Here is a 17,447-nt window from a genome sequence, read left to right as displayed (position 1 = left end):
TTGTTCATCTCTATGCTTTCTCAATGAAGTGGCCCGTCTTAAGTACAACTGGAAACTAAAAATCGTCCCCAGAAAATCAACAACTTGAGAAAGCAGGTGGTCCTCGAACGCAGTCGAGAATTGCGTTGGGACTCAATGGCTGACGCACAGAATTGACTCCGGCACAACTGATGGTGTGCCAATTTAGAGTCTTAAGCGTCTAAGAAGTTATCGGTAGTTGCCGCAACTCTTTTCTTAAAGAGAGTTACGAAAAGTCGGGGCGACACGATTTGAACGTGCCACCCACACTAAAACCCTATGGTTTTAGGCGCATTTTCTTGTTTCGTGGGTACTTTTCTGGTAGAAATCACCATAAAAAAGTACACATGGCGCATTCAGTAGGGAACAAGAACATGCCACGAGAACAGATCAAACTCGGAAAGCCAGAAACACTACCATCAGGAAAAATTCGCTGGGTTAAGAAGTTCAAAAAGCAGCGATGGACTTCACAAGCGTATGACTCAGACAGCAGACGTACTCGTTCTCTGGCTTGGGCCGATTTCGTTGAATGGCGTGAAGACATCAAAAAGCAGTTGGAAGCGAAACAGAGAATCGAAGATGAGTCGCATCCACTTAGGAAGAAACTCTCAGAGCTTCTACAAGACGAAATTGAACTTGCGAACATCACTGAAAATGAGAAACAGTCTGCATGGGCCAGAAACGTTCTTGGCATGGTTCGGAAAGCGGACGAGAAAGGACTTTACGAGGCTGCTGAAATTCTGATACCTGATGCGAATACAGAAGCATTTCATGCTGCCGAGACTGTTGTGAAAACAACTGTCAAAGCAGGAAGGAAAAACAAGTCAGAGTTCAACACCAATGAGCTAATTAAACAATGGCTCATCTTTCGGATCAGTGATGTCAAAGCGGGTGATATCACAGCAGGCAACATGAACAATGAAAGAATGAGACTCGAAAAATTCGCTGAGTTCTGTCCAAACATTTTGACTGCCACTGGAATGAAGGTGGCAGAATTTCGTGCCCATCTGCAATCCAGCGATCTTGCCAAGACAACACAACGTGACACGCTCACAACTGTCAAAAATTTTCTTGAATGGTGCGCCGACACAGCCGAAGTTATCGAGCCAATTCCGAATCTGCGGAAACGAGGATCAGGTATCAAAGTCCCTACCAAGAAGATCATCACAATATGGAATGATGAAGATGTCACCGACTTATTCAAGCACGCTACCGGCAGACATCGATTGTATTACTTGCTGATGCTCAACACTGGTGCTTATGAAAGTGACATCGGCACTTGGACAAAAATTGCAGTTGGTGATGATGGAAAAGAATTTGAGACATTTGACAAGGCCGCCAAGACAATCACTTTCAAACGACACAAAGAAAAAGATGAGGAGTCAGTTCCTACAGTGACATACAGATTGTGGGACGAGACGTATTCTCTTTTGATAGAACATGAAAGCAGTCATCCAGAATTGTTGCTTACAACCACAGTGAATACGCCACTTTGGAAGGATGGACTTAAAGAAGGAAAACGATCAGCAAAACGAATGATCGGAAAGCAGTATCGAGAACGACGATCAAAATTGAAGAAAGAAAATTGGGGAACTCTGGACGACTTGAGAAAGACCTCCATCAGCAAGTTTGATGAACATGGTGAATACGCTCGATACTCTCAACACTTTGCAGGACACTCACCAGAAGGAACGACAAACCAGTTCTATCGAAGGCCATCACAAAAACAGTTTGACAAAGCTGTCATCTGGCTTGGCAAGCAGTTCAGTTTTAAGACGATATGATGTGAGTCCAAACTTTGGAGATCATCTCTCAAACTCGAAATCGATGGTGAACTTTCTTTCTAATGAATTCACGAACACTTCCAACAAACGATCCAAACTCGTTTGTCGCTGATTGTCGTAGAGTCTGCCTCGTGTGTAGGCCAGCCGTTTCTGGAAATACTCAATGGTCTTTTCTGGTTCTGTGAATCTTTTCGAGAAAAGCTCGATGAGCCAGTAATGGTGAGGGTAGTCCCCCCTGAACGCTTCCCAAGCCTCAGCATTCGTGTAGATGTGTCGCCTGTCTCGCATCAGCTTATCTGGATCAATGTTCAGGTACTCACATAATGGCAGCAGGTGCTTGTCTGTCTGTGTAGTGCGATGGCTCAAACCTCGTGAGACTACACGTCTCAACCAGTCATAACTGATCCCCAAACGCTCACTGAGTTCTTTCAGGCTTTCGCCATTCGCTTCAATGGCGTCCTTTAATTGTGTCGCTACATATTTTTGTGATGTCATTTGTGCCGTTTTCCACGCTCAAGAAAATCCCACAAGACGCATTGTGGCACATTGTCGTGAAAGTGTCACTTTTGAAGTGGGGCACCCCTTAGTGGGCCGACAGCATCACCGAGCGGTGAGGCAAACAACATGGCCTATTTGGGAGCGACACAATTATGTCCAACAACCTGCAACAACAAGAACGGATCATTGCCGATGCAATGGCCAAGCCGTTCGAGATCGGGCAAGCACTGCGCACGATCCGAGACGAGAAACTCTACAAGGAGTCTCACGACACCTATGAGGGATACGTCACCGAACGCTGGAAAATCACCAAGTCTGGTGCGTACCAAAAGATCAAGTGTGCTGATGTCCAAGATGTCATCGACAAGAGCAAACTGCCAGCACTCAACAACGAAGCGCAGGCTACGGAACTCGGAAGACTGAAGATCGAGAAGTCCAGCAAGTTGGATGAGAACTCCATCCGTGCCATCTGGAAAGAAGCGACATCTCACAAAGATCGGCCAGCCACTCAACCCTTCATCCGAGAACTCATCGCCAAGCACTTGGGAAAAGAGACTCAGGTTTGGTACGACAAGCAACTCAAGGAAATCCACAAAGCTGTCTTGAAATTCAGGAAGCGACTCTCAGAAGAGTCTGCTTCTGTTGAGATTGCACAAAGCGTTCTCAATCAGTTCGGTTCGATCATGGATGAACTCACAGCACTTAAGGCTGAGTGTGAAAGTCTGTCCACGAGAACCGATGAAGCAGGCCAAGTCTCAGATGACTGATCTGTTCCAAAAGTTGTAATATGCGAAAGCCCACCAGTACAAAGTTTGTACTGGTGGGCTTTTTTGCGTTTCGGGCCAAAAGTCCAAACTTTGAACAAAGCAAATTTGGCTTTCCAGCCAAGACTCTCAAGAACCTCAAACCATCTTATTTATACTACCCCATAAATCGCCAACTCTCACAACACATCTGGGCGCATTTCCTTCTCAAAGTTACTATCTAACTCTGAGGAAAAGGAACATGGCAACCACGAAACAACAGTCAGCAACACGCTGGCGACGAATTCTATTTCACCAAGACAAACTGACACCGATCACATATTGGGGAACACTTCACATCCACTCTGATTTCGACATGCAGAAGTTCAGGGACAAGCTGAGAAGAAATTCACCATGTGATTTCGTTGGCTTCATCGAATTATCCAAGAGAGGGAAACGTCCCCACTTTCACTTTCTCTTCAAGGGTGATCCGCACAAACCGACATTCAGAAGACACATCAAAAAGTCTCTTGGAGATCAAAAGTTTCGGTTACAAATTGACAAGATTAGAGATGTGAGTGATGTGATCTACTATGTCACTAAGCCTACCAGATACGCAGGACGATCTGTCTTCTCAGTTGGTAAGTTCTTCACCGAGAAGACAGCAGAACTTGGAAAGATCACACCAGCCGAGATCAGACGAAAAACGATGAGGATGGCAGCACTCGATACGAAATTTGTTTTGATGGTGATGTACGACATCATTACGACAGATCAAGCTTTTCGTCCGAATTGTCGAAACTGGTGGAAGAGAGTTGGACAAGATGATCCAGAACTCGATCAACGCTTGGAAATCGCATTGCTTGATACTTGGCCTTGTGTTACTACATAAAGAAGTTGCATACCTTTTCCTCAAATCGGTAATGCAAAAAGCCCATCAGTTCTATTGCTGGTGGGCTTTCTTCATTTCAACTTTTGTATTGGCTCACACCAGTTCTTCTGCCTCTACCAGTTCCATCTGCTTCTCTTCTGCATAAACACGAATGCAGTGCTTCCAGATGTTGGACAACACAGCCTGCTGTTGTCGTGTTGGTGGACAGCCAGTCCTCAATATGAACGAAAGCACTGAGGAAACAAACCGTGCTTGTGATGGGGTGGGTGAGAGTTGGTTCAAGATGATCTCACATCTTTGTTGCCAGATATTCATTTAATAAATCCTTTCATTCGCATATCTACTGCATGGAGTATGTAGAAACGAAAGGCAAAATCTACAGCAGAGAAGCCTATGCTCAAGCAAAAATGCTGGATCACTCACTCTGGTATGGTGTCCTTCCAAGAAACATCACACCGAGCGATATCGACATGATTATTGACAACGATGGACTCATACTCTTTGTTGAGTTCTCATCCAAAACAGCAAGCTGGCACACGTTGAAATCCTTCTCCTATGGACAGTGGAAGTGCCACAGAAATCTCGTCTTCAATGGACAAGGCAAACAGTTCTCAGCACTGTGCAAAATCAAGCCAAAACCAGACGAGGACATCAACAGCATGACAGACATCATTGAGTTCTCACTCATGACGTATGACAAAGAGAATGACGATGTGAGAGAGTCCAAGCTTTGGACTGGGGAAAATTGGAAAACTGCTGTTCAGAATTTGCTTGGCATCACTAAATAAACTTAGCTCATTGGACGGAAAACCCTTTGACTCTCTGTTACTGAGAACCTCACAGACACAACTCCCTGTGGGGTTCTTTTCGCTATGCCATCAAGAACATCCACCATCTGTGAAGACTGCCAGCAAGTGAAGCCTTGCAAGTGTGAGCCAAGAAAACGCCAGCAGTCCAAGCTGTACTACACAGCACGCTGGAGACGGTTCAGAGAGCAGCTACTCTCTCAGTTCCCTCTTTGTCAGGACTGTTTAGAAATCCACGAGAGAACCACAGTGTCCACAGAGGTTCATCACGAGAACAGGCATCATGGCTGTCCTGTTGCGTTTTGGCGGAACACATACAGGTGTCTGTGCAAATCGTGTCACAGTCGGAGGACAGTGAAGGGAGAGTGATCGAATTTTCTCATTCGATTAGTTATCATCGATCCATCAAGTGTATTTGGCAGAAGAAGGATTTCAGGTGCAGTCACTTTACGAAAAATATCAAAATGAAGATCGCTTCAGAGAAGATTTCATAAAGCCATTGTTGGTAAAGATGGGATTCATCGGGATCACAAACAAGCACGGAGCGCAAGAGTTTGGAAAAGACTATGTATTTACTGAATTGGATCGATTCGGAGTCCAAAGACACATGGTAGTTCAGGCCAAACATGAAAAGACAATAAACAAAGGGGCGAAAGTTCTGGAATTATTAAGCCAAGTCCGAGAAGCTTTCACAGTTCCTTTTCAACTGGCGTCTGCTCCAAGTGAAATTAGATATGTGTCCGCTGTTTATGTCTTCAACAGTGGAAATATCACCGAACCTGCAAAAAAGAAGATACTCCACGAACTAGAACCTGAACGTAAGGTGTCATCCTTCTTTTATGATGGCCACCAGTTGGAGACTCTCAGTCAGATAACAACCAGACAACTGAGTTCGCAGATCGATCAGAGCCTTAGTGCATTACAAAGTGAATTTGTCATCAATGCCCAGATAGCGGCAGCACATATCAAGAACTTGAAAGCTTTAAACGAAGAGAGAGAGACATCATGGGATGTTAGGCCATTCTTGTTGGTAGCCGTCGAACAGTTTTTATCAAATCCTCCTGTGCGTGACAGGCAATTGCAAAATCTCACAGTGCTATACTGGCAAGCATGTCACATTGCGATGGGAATTTCGTATTCATTGCAGTACAAGTTGGGCTTGAATGAACAAAAAAGAGCAAATAATCGTGAGAAACTTTCAAATATGTGCAATAAGTCAATTTCTTTATCATTAGAAATTAGCAAGCACATAGATGAAATTCGACAATCAATACCTAATGTCGAAGTGTAGAAAATCAAGTTAAATTCTAAAACATCTGCTTCCCATCAATCGCCCCCATCCTCTGCGTTTTTTTCGAGGGAAATTGAAGCCAACTGGATGATAAAATGATAACTCCATGACTAAATACTGTCATGGAACAATCACAACGAAATGATGGAATCACGTCCATCTCACTTGGGCCACTCAAAGGCAAAGCCCGAATTGAGGCTGCCTATCAGGGCTTGTCACTCTCTGCTTTCATTCGACAACTTATCACCATCTGGCTGCAATATCGTGATGAGATCGAACAACTTTCGTCAGCAGATGACACCAAAAAAGGTGGTGAGTGATGGCTCAGAAAACACCACCAACTTGGCTTTCTACCACTGCCAAATCTTACTGGCGGAAACTCTTTGCTCGCTGCGAGTCTGACGAACTGCTGGCAGTCTTTTGTACGGCACTTGCTCAATATCGACAAGCATCAGAGGAGGTGGACAGAGAAGGTTTCCTCATCCCCAACGTCTCTGGTGGGATGAAACAAAATCCTGCAACGTATGTGATGAAAGACAGCTTTGTCCAAATCCACAGACTCAGAGACATCATCCAAGCTGCTGATGAGGACGAGGACGATGATGAACTCAACGCAATTTTTGGAGAGTGATGACACCCAAGACAAAAGCAGATCAACGCTGGCTGGACGAGGGTGGTTTCTATGATGAGTCTGAACCACTCAAAGTGAAGAAGTTTGTTGAGACATTCGGCATGATGCCCGATAAGCCCAACACAAAACTCTGCATCCTTGATTGGGTTTGGGACGATATCGTCTGTCCTCTTTACGGTGAGAAAACTCCAGTCTGCACACAATGTGACAAGCCCAAGTGCGACTGCACCAACAGAACTGAGAGGATCACCAACAGATATCACTATGGCTCTGTGTTCGTAATGAAGAAGCAAACGAAGAGCGCAAGTATCGCACTTTTGAGCTTGTTTGATTTCCTTTCTCATGCTGGCAGCGAAGTCTACATCTGGAGCGTGAACATTGAGTCCTGCCAGTCAATCTGGAAGTACGCTTCCTACATCGCTGAGAACTCTTCTCTCTCCAAGTACATCAAGTGCAACCACAACCTCAAGACGATCAGATGGAAGAAGAAGTCCAAAGCTGGAATGCTCAAACTGATGTCTGGTACAAAAATTGGAAAACGAGGCCAAAATGCTACCAGTGTTTATGTCGATGAGCTTTCAGAAATTCAACCATATCAGCAGGATGCTTGGGATGGCTTACCTCTCTCTGGTACTTCCACTTTCGATCATTGGAAAATGGTGGCGATTACGACACCACAATACAGCAGGCAAAGTCTCGTCTGGAAGGAATGGCAGAAAAATCAAGCGATCCTGAAAAATGAGGACGATGATCCAACTTATCTCGCAGTCTGTCATAGTGTGCCAGAACAACATGCTGACGATCCAGAACAATGGTGGCAGTATATCCCTGCGCTGGGAACAACCGTCAGCAAGAACTACTACCTCACGCATTATGAGAAAGCCAAACAGTCTCCACGAGACTTGGCAGTGTTCAAGTGTGAGAACTTGTGTCAGTGGGTGACAGTTGCCGATCAATGGATATCAGATGAGATCATCGATCAGGCAGCAATCATGCTGGATGAGTCCACACTCTACGGAAAAGACTGCTGGATCGGTGTCGATGCTGCGCTCTATTCACTTTCTGCCTATGTCATCATCGTGGAGCAGGATGGCAAGCTGATCCTCATTCCTCGTTTCCAAATGCCCATTGAGACTGCCGAACTCTCGGACAAGAAATATGGAACAAGTTTCATGGCTTGGGGGACAGCAGGCTTTCTCTCTTTGACAAATGGAAATCAGTTTGATCCTGCGTTCATCAGACAACAGATCATTGACGACAGCAAAAGATTCAGGATCGTGGATGCTGCCAGCGATGGCTACAACTTCGCAGAGTCCGCTTCGATCCTGCAAACCGATCATGGAATCACCGTCCACGATCTTCCACCAACAGTGAGATCACTTTCAGAAGCCACAGTGGAATTTGAGAGGCGCATCTCGAAAGGTGAGATGTTCTATGTGGACAATCCTTGCATGAGGTTCAATCTCAGGAATGTGCAGGTGAAGGAGTATCAGGACGGCATTCTCATTGATCGTGACAAGTCCACAGGCCGCTACGATGGAGTTTCTGCTGGCATCCATGCTTTAAACCGCTACCTCAACAAGCCAGCGTACAAGTATTCAGGGATTTACACGCTTGATGCCTAAATACCCTCATGGGAATTCTTGATCTTTTTCGCAAACGGGCCACAGTCAGAGTCACTGATCCAGATGCACTTTCTTTCTTGGGTGGCACTGCATCACGATCTGGCGTGAGAGTCAATGAACATTCAGCACTTGGACTGCCGAGCCTGTACAGAGGTGTCTCTCTCGTCGCTGACAAGGTGGCAGGACTTGATCTCTTTGTCCTCAAGAACGAGGAAGCTGGAAACCAGCCAGCACCAACTCACCCTGCTTACAAACTGTTGAGAATCCAAGCCAATCCGTATCAGTCTGCACTGGTTCTGAAAACTACCTTGCAAAAAGACAAGATCATCTATGGAAATGGATACTGTTGGATCGAACGAGACGAGACAGCCAAGCCCATTGGACTTTGGCGTCTTGATCCGAGCAAAACATTTCCAGTGCAGGACAATGGTGTCCTGTACTATGCCAGTGTCATCGATGATGAGGCTGTGAAACTGATGCCATCTGATGTGATCCACATTCGCAAAATTGGTGATGGCATTGTTGGCTTCTCCATGTTGGAGTTGATGAAAGACATGCTGGGTGGTGCGATTGCCACACAGAGACATGAAGCGGTTTTCTTTAAGAATGGCGCAAGTCCTACCTTTGCTTTCAAGCTGCCAGATGGCATTACAGAACAAGACATCAAACGGTTCAGGCAGGACTGGGCACGCATCCAGACAGGTGTGGAGAACCATCACAAAATTGCACTTCTGCCAGCAGGATTTGATGTGCAGCCAATGGGCCTCAATCCAAGTGAGTTCTCACTAGTCGATCTCAAGAAGTTCAGCCTCATCGACATTGCCAACCTTGTGGGAGTTCCACCGAGCTTTCTTGGATCAGAGGTGAATAGTTCTTATGCCTCGTGGGAAGCTGATGCCAAGTCCTTGCTGGACAACTCTATTGCAGGCCATCTCAATGACTGGGAGTCTGAACTCTCGATCAAGTTGCTGAGTGAAAGGCAGAAAGAACGAGACACCCACTGCATCAAGTTCGACAGATCAAAACTGGAAGACACAGACAATGACAAGATTGTTGAGTCAGCTACCAAGAAACTGCAAGCAGGTGGCATCTCATTCAATGAGTACAGAAAAGCCATCAATGAAGTCCCGATCAGTGAGGAATGGGCAGACAAGTATGTGATGCCGTCCAATCTTGTATTCGTGGAGAAAGCCTTCTCACCACCAGAACCAAAAGTCCAAAGTCTGGACAATCCAACTGAACCAATACAAAAGTTGGAACAGCCTGATGTCCAGACTTTGGACAAAGAACCAGACAAGCTGGAAGCTGTCACACGATCCATCTGTGATCGACTGGCCATCAGACTCAGGAAAGCCATCGACAGCAAAGGAACTCACGATCTGTGTGAGGCGCATCTCAGAACGATGACGGAAAGTCTTGAACCGATCAACGAGCGATCAGGTGAACTCTGTGAAGCCTATCTGCAAGGATTGCAGGAAGAACTGAACCATGCCCTGCCAGAACAGATCAAATTTGATGGCAATAAATTGTATGAGGTAATCGCATGAATATGAGACACATCTATGTTCCTGAACTGGAAATCAGAGAACGGAATGGTGAGAGCTATTTCACAGGCTACGCTGCTGTGTTCGATGAAGAGGTTCATCTGTTTGCTGATGCTTACGAGCGATTCGACAAACAAGCCTTCTCTTGTATTCAGGATCAGGTTGTGGAGTGCTGGTACGATCACAAATCAGACATGAAGTTGGGGACAACTGCTGTTCAGGGAAGTCTGACTCTGACTGTCGATGAGAAAGGATTGTTCTATCAACAGCGTTTCAATCCACAGGACGCCGATCATGTTTATGTGAGAAGCAAAATCTCATCGGGCTTGTGTGGTGGTTCATCGCTGGGCTTTCGTCCAACGAAACAGAAGTGGATCAAAGAGGGTGACAAGGACATCAACATCATTGAGCGGTGCTGGGTTCGAGATGTCGGGCCGACGCCGAAGCCAGCGTATCAGACGACATCAGCGCAGGTGAGAAGCGAGTCTGATCTCAGTGAGATGAAACGCTCTTGGGAGACTTGGAGGAGGCTTTCCGCTATCTACTTGAAAGCCAATAGTCCTGAATCATTTTAAGAGTCAAAAAAATCTGCAAAATGATTTTCTAGTTCGTCGATAATATCCCCAATACGTGAACTCAACTCTTTAGTTAATTCCCCATCTATTCGTTTGACATTGTATTTCTGATCTGACAGCACATTATTCACTTGTTTCAAAATTTGTTCCAGTCGATTATTGTCAAATTTCTTTCGTCGAGGTTGAATTGATTCAAAATCAATCTTTGACATTTCTAATCGAATTCTATTAGTCATGCGCTGACATTTTTTAAGCGGAATTTCGATAGCCGGAAAAACTTCAGATTGTCTTAGCGCAGAATAACTTGTGATAGTACATAGAGTCATCACCTCAGTTATTCTTTCCCACAATTGATTGGCACTTAGCTCCTTGGCAGCCAATTCTATTCGGGAAAAGTCGAATGAAAGTTCTTGAAACTTAGAGGCAATCAGTGCTAATGACTCAAATTCATTTCCACTTTCATTTTCGTTTGCATACCTACCTGTCTCTCTCTTCATAAAGTCACTCAAGTATTCTAACTCGGCAATTTCGATTTCTGCCGCCTTATTCTGATTCTGCTTATCCAAAAGTTGATTAAACCGAGTATGAAATAGTTGCACACGCTGCATCTCGATCATCTCTTTTCTCTGTTCATCTAAGGCTTCTCTTTGCAAATCGAGCATTTCGTTTTGAGTTTGCATCTCCTTTCTTTGTGCCGTCAATTCTTTCGTTTGAAGAATGATTGCGACGATAACACCAGCAAATGCAAGTGCCGAAAACAATGCGTTCACCATCCCGAATGAGTCTCCATATTCATTCGGAAACAACTTGCCATCCGCTGGTGGCTTTATCAGTTCGTCCGAGTAATCAAACGCAAACCCGGACACTTTCTGGAATGCAAATATCACTACAGCGAAAATCGCAACGATTCCAATAAGTTGAATCAACGCTTTTATTTTCTCATTCATCATAGCCCTCATTTTTCAACTTTCACTGCATATATATCTGCAACATCACCAACTTATGCCCAAGTGCAAAAGTTGTCTCGTGATGGACACCTCACATGAGGTAAACAGATATGGATTGTTACGAAACCAAAGCCCTGCGTGAAAGGCTGGGCGAACTCAAAAATGAAATGCTGGAGATGAAGTCTTCTGTCGAGACAGAAGAACGTTCTTTCAGCGATGAAGAATTCTCGAAGTGGGATGCACTCGAAAACGAGTACAACGAAACAAAAAAGAAAGTTGAGACTGCCGAGAGAATGGCACGAGTCTCAACCGACAACAAGAAATCTGATGTTGTCGTTGCCGAGCGTTCTTACTCTGGCAAACCGAAACAGGATGTCATCACACGTTCTGACGTTGGCAAAGCCACCAAAGCATGGCTGACACGCAACACCAGCCAGTTCAAGGATGAATACGCCAACGCTGCCGAGAAAACCGGCTTTGCTTGGAACTCACCAAGTATCAACATAAACCTGCTGGGCAACAATGAGGAGATCAAGGAACGATCTCAAAGTGTCGGAACGGCCAACAAGGGTGGACACTCTGTTTCTGATGAAATCGTAGGTGGTTTTGAGGAAGCACTCGCCAGCTATTGGAACTGGGCGCAGTATTGCACCATTCACAGAACCAGCCACAACGGGCCACACCGCATTGTTACCGTCAATGACACGACAACCAGTGCAGCCTATGAAGCAGAACTGGCAGCCATTGACAACGCTGATCTCACCTTTGGTGAAGCTGTCTTCAACAGCTACAAGCTGACGAGTGGTGTTTTCCCTGTGTCCAACGAACTCTTGGAAGACAACGAGATTGGACTGGGAAGCTACATCGGCAAGGCACTTGGCCAGCGAATTGCCAGAACACTGGCTGATGAGATCACCACTGGCGCAGGGAGTGGTTCATCCAACTTGACTGGTTTTGATGCTGCCACGACAGAAGGCGTGGAAACATCTTCTGGAACTGCCATCGATCAGGATGAACTCATCGATCTCTATTTTTCGGTGAATGACGTTTATCGTCAGAACAGTATTTTCATGATGCACAGTTTGGTGCTGGCTGCACTCGTCAAGCTGGAAGACTCGCAAGGACGCAAGTTATTCGGGCCGGGACTCAATGGAAGTCCACAGGGCACACTTCTCGGAAAACCAGTTGTTGTGAATGACTTCCTGCCATCAGCGCTCAGTGCTGGAAACAAAGTTATCTACTTTGGTGATTTCTCACATGTCCATGTTCGCATGGTGAGAGATGTCTCAATCAGAGAGTCCTCTGAGAAATACTTCCTTGAAGACGCCAAAGCCTTCATTGCCACGATGAGAGCCGACTCCAAATATGTGAATGCCGGAACTGATCCGATCAAACATTTAATGCTGAATGACGGAGCATAATTCCTGAAACAGATCGTGATTTCTATAAGGTTCGACGATCTCAAACCTCACTTGCCATGTTGGTGAGTGAGGTTTCTTTGTTGGTGCATAGATACTTGCATGGAAGCACTCACGATCACCACGCCAGCAGCGACACTACCAATCAGTGTTGCTGATCTCAAAACTCACATGAGGATCACTCATTCAGCCGATGATGACTACATCACTGATCTGGCTTGGATGGCTTACGCATGGATCGAACGTGAAGCAGATATCACGATTTCAGAGACATCCTACTCGTTGGTGCTGAGTCAGTTTGATCCCGTTGTCATTATACCGAAGCCACCTGTCCAAAGTCTGGATTCACTGACGTATTACGATACCGACAATCAAAGCCAGTCACTCTCAGTAGGAACAGATTTCTACTTGGTGAACTCCACGAAACAGGCAGCGATGCTAACGCCCGTGGAGAGATGGCCGAGTGTTTTTGACAGGCCAGATGCCATCAACATTGAGTTCACCTGTGAATCTGATCCTGTTCCTCATCAAGTTCCGCATCTGATGCGTTTGCTTGTGGGAGCAGCCTACGAGTTCAGAGAGGGAGAGATCACACTCAAGACTGAGCAACTTAAACTGGGTGTGGATCGTCTCGTAAAACAGATCATGAATGTGAGGTATGTCTGATGAGAGCAGGCGAACTCAGACACCTTGTCACGATCCAACAGCGATCTGTCACCAGAGATGACTTTGGCGCAGAGTCCGAAGTCTGGACAACGTTCTCGCAAGTCTGGGCCAAAGTGCAACCACTCTCTGGCCAAGAACTGGAACATGCTCAGGCCATGCACTCCGAGACAACGCACAAAATCACGATCAGATATCTCGCTGATATGACACCTGAGATGAGGATTCAGCACGACAGCAGAACTCTGGAAATTTTATCCATCAAGAACCTTGATGAGAGAAGCATCCAGCTTGAACTGCTGTGCAGGGAGTGGGAATGAGCAAACTCAACAACGCTGTGTATCTCACTGGAGTCAAAGAGATTGACAAAAAGCTGGCGACACTTGAACAAAAACTTCAGAAGAAAGTTCTCAGGAAAGCAATGAGGACAGGGATGAAAGGCATTCAATCTGAGATCAAGGCAAGGATGCCCAAAGATACTGGCGCAACTGCCAAAGGTGTGAAAGTTCGTGCTGCGAAAAAGCAGAAACGAGGCAGTATCGGCATTGAAGTCAGATCACAGGATGACAACTACATTGCCAAGTGGCTGGAATTTGGAACATCCAAGATGGCAGCACGTCCCACATTTCGCAATGTTTTTGATGAGATGGGTGACACTGCTAGACAGAAGACAGAACAAGAAATCCTGAAAGGGATTGATGATATTACAGAGGCCAAATGAGCATTGAAGCAGACACATACACATTCTTAAGCAATCAAGCAGGCATCACCAACATTGTTGGCACGAGGATTTATCCATCTCACTTGCCACAAAATCCAACTTATCCAGCGATGTTGTACACGCTGATCTCTGCCGATCACATCACCAGCTTGGATGATTCTGTTGGCATGGTGAGAGCAAGAGTCCAGTTTGATGTGTACTCACCATCAATGGCAAATGTGGTAAATACCATTGAGCAGTTGAGACAATCCTTGCAGAAATACTCTGGCAGTTATGGCGCTGGAACATGTCTCACTGCCAAACTCATCAATGATTTCTTGGCTGTCGAAAAGCCAGCAGATGGGAGTTCCAACTGGCTGCACCGCAAGTCTGCTGACTACCTCATCACGCTACGAGAATAATCTCTCACAGGCATAGATACCTCAGACTCAATTGAGAGGAGAGATATCTATGAGTATAGCAGGAGAAGGCGTCAGGCTTTCATACGATGGAACATCTGTGACAGGTTTGGAGAATATCGAACCACCAGAGCAGACAGTGGAAGATGTCAGAACCAATGGTTTTGACTCCACTGCAATGACATTCAGAGCCAGCCAAGTCAAAGACTCTGGCGAATTGTCATATTCATTCTTTTATGACGATGCCAACGCAACGCACCAAGCCATTCTGAGTGGCATCGGTTCAACCGTGGAACACGTCATCACCTATCCACAATCTGATGGCACAGGCAGTGTCACTTGGACATTTGATGCCTACACCAAGTCAGCCAGTCTGACAGGGATTGAGGAAGGTTCAGAGGTGATGGGAGAAGTGACAGCCAAAGTCACTGGTGACATCACGAAAGGAACAGCCTAATGAGCTTACGTTCCACGCTTGATTCCCTTGCGCCCAAGCCCAAAGTGAAGCAGGTGGACATGACTAAGGAGTGGGGCTGCAAGCCTTACATCAGAAAACTGTCTTGGGGTGATCTCAAACGAGTCCAAAGTCTGGACGATCCCGCCAAGCAAGTCTGTGCAGTCCTCTGTGATGAGGATGGGAAACAACTCTACAACGAAGATGAAGCCCATCTGCTGGAGAAGTTTCACGCTGATGATCTCAAGAAAGTCTTGGATGCAGCCACCAGCTTCAACAGTTTGGATGAACAAGTAAAACAAGCAAAAAACGACTGAGGGACAACCCCACTGAGATGTTTCTCATGAGGTTGTCCAGAGCATTGGGCAAAACCAAGTCTGAGTTACTTGATGTTCTCGATGAAGACGAACTCTCAGAGCAGATTGCTTTCGATCAGTTCGAACCAATGGACAATCCATATTGGCGAAATGGGCTTCTCATTGAAGTCCTGATCCGAGTCTTAGGTTCTGGCAAAGGAAGCAAACTCAAGCCAGAGCTTTGGATGCCAGCGATTAAGCAAAGAAAGGTAAACACATTAAAAGAACTTGACGCCAAGCTGAATGCTTGGGCAGGAGGCAGATGAGCATAGGCTCAATCAATATCGGCATGAGGGTGAATACTGGTGGGTTGTCCAAAGGACTGGGCAACGCACGAGGACAACTCTCAGGCTTCTCTGGTGCAGTCTCCTCTGTCGGTATCAACATCAAACGAGCCAATGATGGCATCGTCACCAGCTTTGCGAAAATTGGATTGGCCATTCAAGGTGTCCAAGTGTTGGCCAAAGGGATTGCTTCTGCTGTTTCTGGGCCACTCAAGTTGGCTGCTTCCAATGAGCAGACAATGGTGTCCTTCAAGGTTCTCACAGGCAGTGCAGAACAGGCTACGAAAACACTTGGTGAGTTGAGATCATTCGCAGCCAGCACACCTTTCCAATTTCCAGAGATTTCTGACTCAGCCAAGAAATTGATTGCTTTTGGATTCAGTGCGGATGAAGTGACAGGCGAACTCAGAAAGCTGGGAGACATCTCAGCAGGCTTGAACATTCCACTTTCTGATCTCTCTGACATCTACGGAAAAGCCAGAGTGAGTGGCAGGCTGTTCATGGAAGACATCAACCAGCTTGCTGGTAGAGGTATTCCGATTCAGGAAGAACTGGCCAAGCAGTTTGGCGTGAGTGCTGAAAAGGTTCGTGATCTTGTCAGTTCAGGCAAGGTGAACTTCACACATTTACAGACAGCCATCTCCAACTTGACTGGTGAGGGTGGCAAGTTCTCTGGGCTGATGGCTGCGCAGTCACAAACACTGGGAGGTGTCTGGAGTACGCTCAAAGACAACATTGGCATTGCTCTGGGTGAGATCGGTGCAGGTATCGCTGACACCTTTGATCTCACGTCTGTCACAACCAACATCACAGGCTTTGTCCAGAGTATGCTGCCCAAAATTCAGGGCTTCATGCAGGGCATCAAAGCAGGCTTTCAACAGATCAAGCCGATTCTCATTCAAGGCTGGAACACGATCACAGCCAGAGTCCAGATGTTCTGGGAAATGGGCCAAGCAGTCTTTGCTGGCATGGGGGCTGCCATCGGTGGCTTTCTGCCTACTTGGGAAACATTCAGGAACACCATCCTCACTGGGCTGATTGCTGCTGAGTTTGCTTTCCAGAACTGGAAAACAGTGGGCTTGCTCTCGATCACTCAGATGGCTGCCAGTCTGCTGGGCTTTGCTGGCACGATCCAACACACATTCACAGTGGCCATCCCTGCTTGGTTGTCTTGGTTTGGAGAGAACTGGCGAGAAATTTTCTCGGAACTCGGACGAGTTGGACAACTGATGTTTGGCAATTTTGCCAACAATGTTGTCAGTGTCATCACCAGCATCCCTGATCTCATCAGAGGCAAGGTGTCCTTTGCTGATGTCTGGACTCCACTCACTGATGAGGCCACGTTGCAATTCAGCCTACTGCCTGACATCCCAGAAAGAGTGATGGGCCAAATGGAGCAAACTCTCACCAACAAAGCCAAGAGCATGAGTGAAGAACTCGGACAGGGCTTTGAGCAGTTCAGGGCTGAGAGGATGGCTCAACTCTTGCCAGAGGACTCCACCAATGAGCTTGGCCAGAAAGCTGGTGATGCTGTGGGCGCAGGAATGAAGAAAAGCATGGATCAGGCTGTCCAGTCTGCCAAAGCGTCAGCCTCAATGGAACTGGCAGGACTCGCCACAGCAAGCAGCCAAGAGGCAAGATCATCAATCATCCGAAATCGTCTGAAAGTCCCTGATGCCGATAAGACAATGGAACGTCTGCAAAAGGAACAACTCAAAGTCCAAAAGGACACATTGGTTGAGATGAGGAGAGCCAATAATCCCACCACAGAAACAGCCATTGTCTAACTAGATACTCTC

The 17,447-nt window shown here is 46.2% G+C and carries 22 protein-coding genes; 19 read left to right on the top strand and 3 right to left on the bottom strand.

Going from position 1 to position 17,447, the window contains the following annotated elements; translation table 11 throughout:
• Positions 1-392: 392 nt before the first annotated feature.
• Positions 393-1,802 (top strand): hypothetical protein, encoded by a 1,410-nt coding sequence (locus ACN0YR_RS06520; protein WP_417848388.1) that lies wholly within the window; start codon positions 393-395, stop codon positions 1,800-1,802.
• 21 nt (positions 1,803-1,823) lie between these two features.
• On the opposite strand, the gene ACN0YR_RS06515 is transcribed toward ACN0YR_RS06520, so the two are convergent.
• Positions 1,824-2,297: a helix-turn-helix domain-containing protein gene (locus tag ACN0YR_RS06515; RefSeq protein WP_417848387.1), complete on the bottom strand. Its 474-nt coding sequence runs from the start codon at positions 2,295-2,297 to the stop codon at positions 1,824-1,826.
• Positions 2,298-2,452: 155 nt separating this feature from the next.
• On the opposite strand from ACN0YR_RS06515, the gene ACN0YR_RS06510 reads away from it, so the two are divergent.
• The gene (locus ACN0YR_RS06510; protein ID WP_417848386.1) at positions 2,453-3,067 is read left to right on the top strand and encodes a hypothetical protein; all 615 of its coding nucleotides are present in this window, start codon (positions 2,453-2,455) and stop codon (positions 3,065-3,067) included.
• A gap of 238 nt (positions 3,068-3,305) precedes the next feature.
• Positions 3,306-3,935, top strand: coding sequence for a hypothetical protein (locus tag ACN0YR_RS06505; RefSeq protein WP_417848385.1), 630 nt, complete (start codon positions 3,306-3,308; stop codon positions 3,933-3,935).
• Between the two features lie 93 nt (positions 3,936-4,028).
• On the opposite strand, the gene ACN0YR_RS06500 is transcribed toward ACN0YR_RS06505, so the two are convergent.
• The gene (locus ACN0YR_RS06500) at positions 4,029-4,250 is read right to left on the bottom strand and encodes a hypothetical protein (protein ID WP_417848384.1); all 222 of its coding nucleotides are present in this window, start codon (positions 4,248-4,250) and stop codon (positions 4,029-4,031) included.
• 32 nt (positions 4,251-4,282) lie between these two features.
• Between ACN0YR_RS06500 and ACN0YR_RS06495 the strand changes: the two genes are divergently transcribed.
• From ACN0YR_RS06495 to ACN0YR_RS06465, 7 genes are all read left to right on the top strand, one after another.
• Entirely contained in the window at positions 4,283-4,723 is a 441-nt protein-coding gene (locus ACN0YR_RS06495; RefSeq protein WP_417848383.1) for a hypothetical protein, read from the top strand.
• Between the two features lie 427 nt (positions 4,724-5,150).
• Positions 5,151-6,032 (top strand): hypothetical protein, encoded by an 882-nt coding sequence (locus ACN0YR_RS06490; RefSeq protein ID WP_417848382.1) that lies wholly within the window; start codon positions 5,151-5,153, stop codon positions 6,030-6,032.
• Between the two features lie 122 nt (positions 6,033-6,154).
• Positions 6,155-6,352 (top strand): hypothetical protein, encoded by a 198-nt coding sequence (locus tag ACN0YR_RS06485; protein WP_417848381.1) that lies wholly within the window; start codon positions 6,155-6,157, stop codon positions 6,350-6,352.
• Positions 6,352-6,663 carry a phage terminase small subunit P27 family gene (locus ACN0YR_RS06480; protein WP_417848380.1) on the top strand — a complete coding sequence of 104 codons (312 nt, stop codon included), beginning with the start codon at positions 6,352-6,354 and terminating at the stop codon, positions 6,661-6,663. The genes ACN0YR_RS06485 and ACN0YR_RS06480 overlap by 1 nt, the downstream gene beginning before the upstream one ends.
• On the top strand, positions 6,663-8,288 hold the full coding sequence (locus ACN0YR_RS06475; protein WP_417848379.1) for a terminase TerL endonuclease subunit: 1,626 nt from the start codon (positions 6,663-6,665) through the stop codon (positions 8,286-8,288). The genes ACN0YR_RS06480 and ACN0YR_RS06475 overlap by 1 nt, the downstream gene beginning before the upstream one ends.
• A gap of 8 nt (positions 8,289-8,296) precedes the next feature.
• The gene (locus ACN0YR_RS06470) at positions 8,297-9,835 is read left to right on the top strand and encodes a phage portal protein (protein WP_417848378.1); all 1,539 of its coding nucleotides are present in this window, start codon (positions 8,297-8,299) and stop codon (positions 9,833-9,835) included.
• Complete coding sequence (locus ACN0YR_RS06465) at positions 9,832-10,407, top strand: HK97 family phage prohead protease (RefSeq protein WP_417848377.1); 576 nt, start codon at positions 9,832-9,834, stop codon at positions 10,405-10,407. Before ACN0YR_RS06470 ends, ACN0YR_RS06465 begins: the two co-directional genes overlap by 4 nt.
• On the opposite strand, the gene ACN0YR_RS06460 is transcribed toward ACN0YR_RS06465, so the two are convergent.
• Positions 10,404-11,357 carry a hypothetical protein gene (locus ACN0YR_RS06460; RefSeq protein WP_417848376.1) on the bottom strand — a complete coding sequence of 318 codons (954 nt, stop codon included), beginning with the start codon at positions 11,355-11,357 and terminating at the stop codon, positions 10,404-10,406. The two genes, ACN0YR_RS06465 and ACN0YR_RS06460, sit on opposite strands and share 4 nt — an antisense overlap.
• 107 nt (positions 11,358-11,464) lie before the next feature.
• Here ACN0YR_RS06460 and ACN0YR_RS06455 point away from each other — a divergent pair, with 107 nt between their 5' ends.
• From ACN0YR_RS06455 to ACN0YR_RS06415, 9 genes are all read left to right on the top strand, one after another.
• Positions 11,465-12,775 (top strand): phage major capsid protein, encoded by a 1,311-nt coding sequence (locus tag ACN0YR_RS06455; RefSeq protein ID WP_417848375.1) that lies wholly within the window; start codon positions 11,465-11,467, stop codon positions 12,773-12,775.
• A 99-nt stretch (positions 12,776-12,874) separates the two neighbouring features.
• Positions 12,875-13,438 carry a head-tail connector protein gene (locus tag ACN0YR_RS06450; protein WP_417848374.1) on the top strand — a complete coding sequence of 188 codons (564 nt, stop codon included), beginning with the start codon at positions 12,875-12,877 and terminating at the stop codon, positions 13,436-13,438.
• Entirely contained in the window at positions 13,438-13,755 is a 318-nt protein-coding gene (locus tag ACN0YR_RS06445; RefSeq protein WP_417848373.1) for a phage head closure protein, read from the top strand. The genes ACN0YR_RS06450 and ACN0YR_RS06445 overlap by 1 nt, the downstream gene beginning before the upstream one ends.
• A complete protein-coding gene (locus tag ACN0YR_RS06440; protein WP_417848372.1) occupies positions 13,752-14,156 on the top strand; it encodes an HK97-gp10 family putative phage morphogenesis protein in 405 nt (134 codons plus the stop codon). The genes ACN0YR_RS06445 and ACN0YR_RS06440 overlap by 4 nt, the downstream gene beginning before the upstream one ends.
• Positions 14,153-14,557, top strand: coding sequence for a hypothetical protein (locus ACN0YR_RS06435; RefSeq protein ID WP_417848371.1), 405 nt, complete (start codon positions 14,153-14,155; stop codon positions 14,555-14,557). Before ACN0YR_RS06440 ends, ACN0YR_RS06435 begins: the two co-directional genes overlap by 4 nt.
• Before the next feature lie 49 nt (positions 14,558-14,606).
• A complete protein-coding gene (locus ACN0YR_RS06430; RefSeq protein ID WP_417848370.1) occupies positions 14,607-15,011 on the top strand; it encodes a hypothetical protein in 405 nt (134 codons plus the stop codon).
• Entirely contained in the window at positions 15,011-15,325 is a 315-nt protein-coding gene (locus tag ACN0YR_RS06425) for a hypothetical protein (protein ID WP_417848369.1), read from the top strand. The genes ACN0YR_RS06430 and ACN0YR_RS06425 overlap by 1 nt, the downstream gene beginning before the upstream one ends.
• Before the next feature lie 26 nt (positions 15,326-15,351).
• Complete coding sequence (locus tag ACN0YR_RS06420; RefSeq protein ID WP_417848368.1) at positions 15,352-15,630, top strand: hypothetical protein; 279 nt, start codon at positions 15,352-15,354, stop codon at positions 15,628-15,630.
• Complete coding sequence (locus ACN0YR_RS06415) at positions 15,627-17,435, top strand: tape measure protein (RefSeq protein ID WP_417848367.1); 1,809 nt, start codon at positions 15,627-15,629, stop codon at positions 17,433-17,435. The genes ACN0YR_RS06420 and ACN0YR_RS06415 overlap by 4 nt, the downstream gene beginning before the upstream one ends.
• The last annotated feature ends 12 nt before the right edge of the window (positions 17,436-17,447 follow it).

Source organism: Thalassoglobus sp. (genome assembly GCF_048270125.1).
Lineage (GTDB): Bacteria > Planctomycetota > Planctomycetia > Planctomycetales > Planctomycetaceae > Thalassoglobus.
Note: the sequence above shows the minus strand (reverse complement) of the source record. Positions and strands in the feature narration are given on the sequence as shown.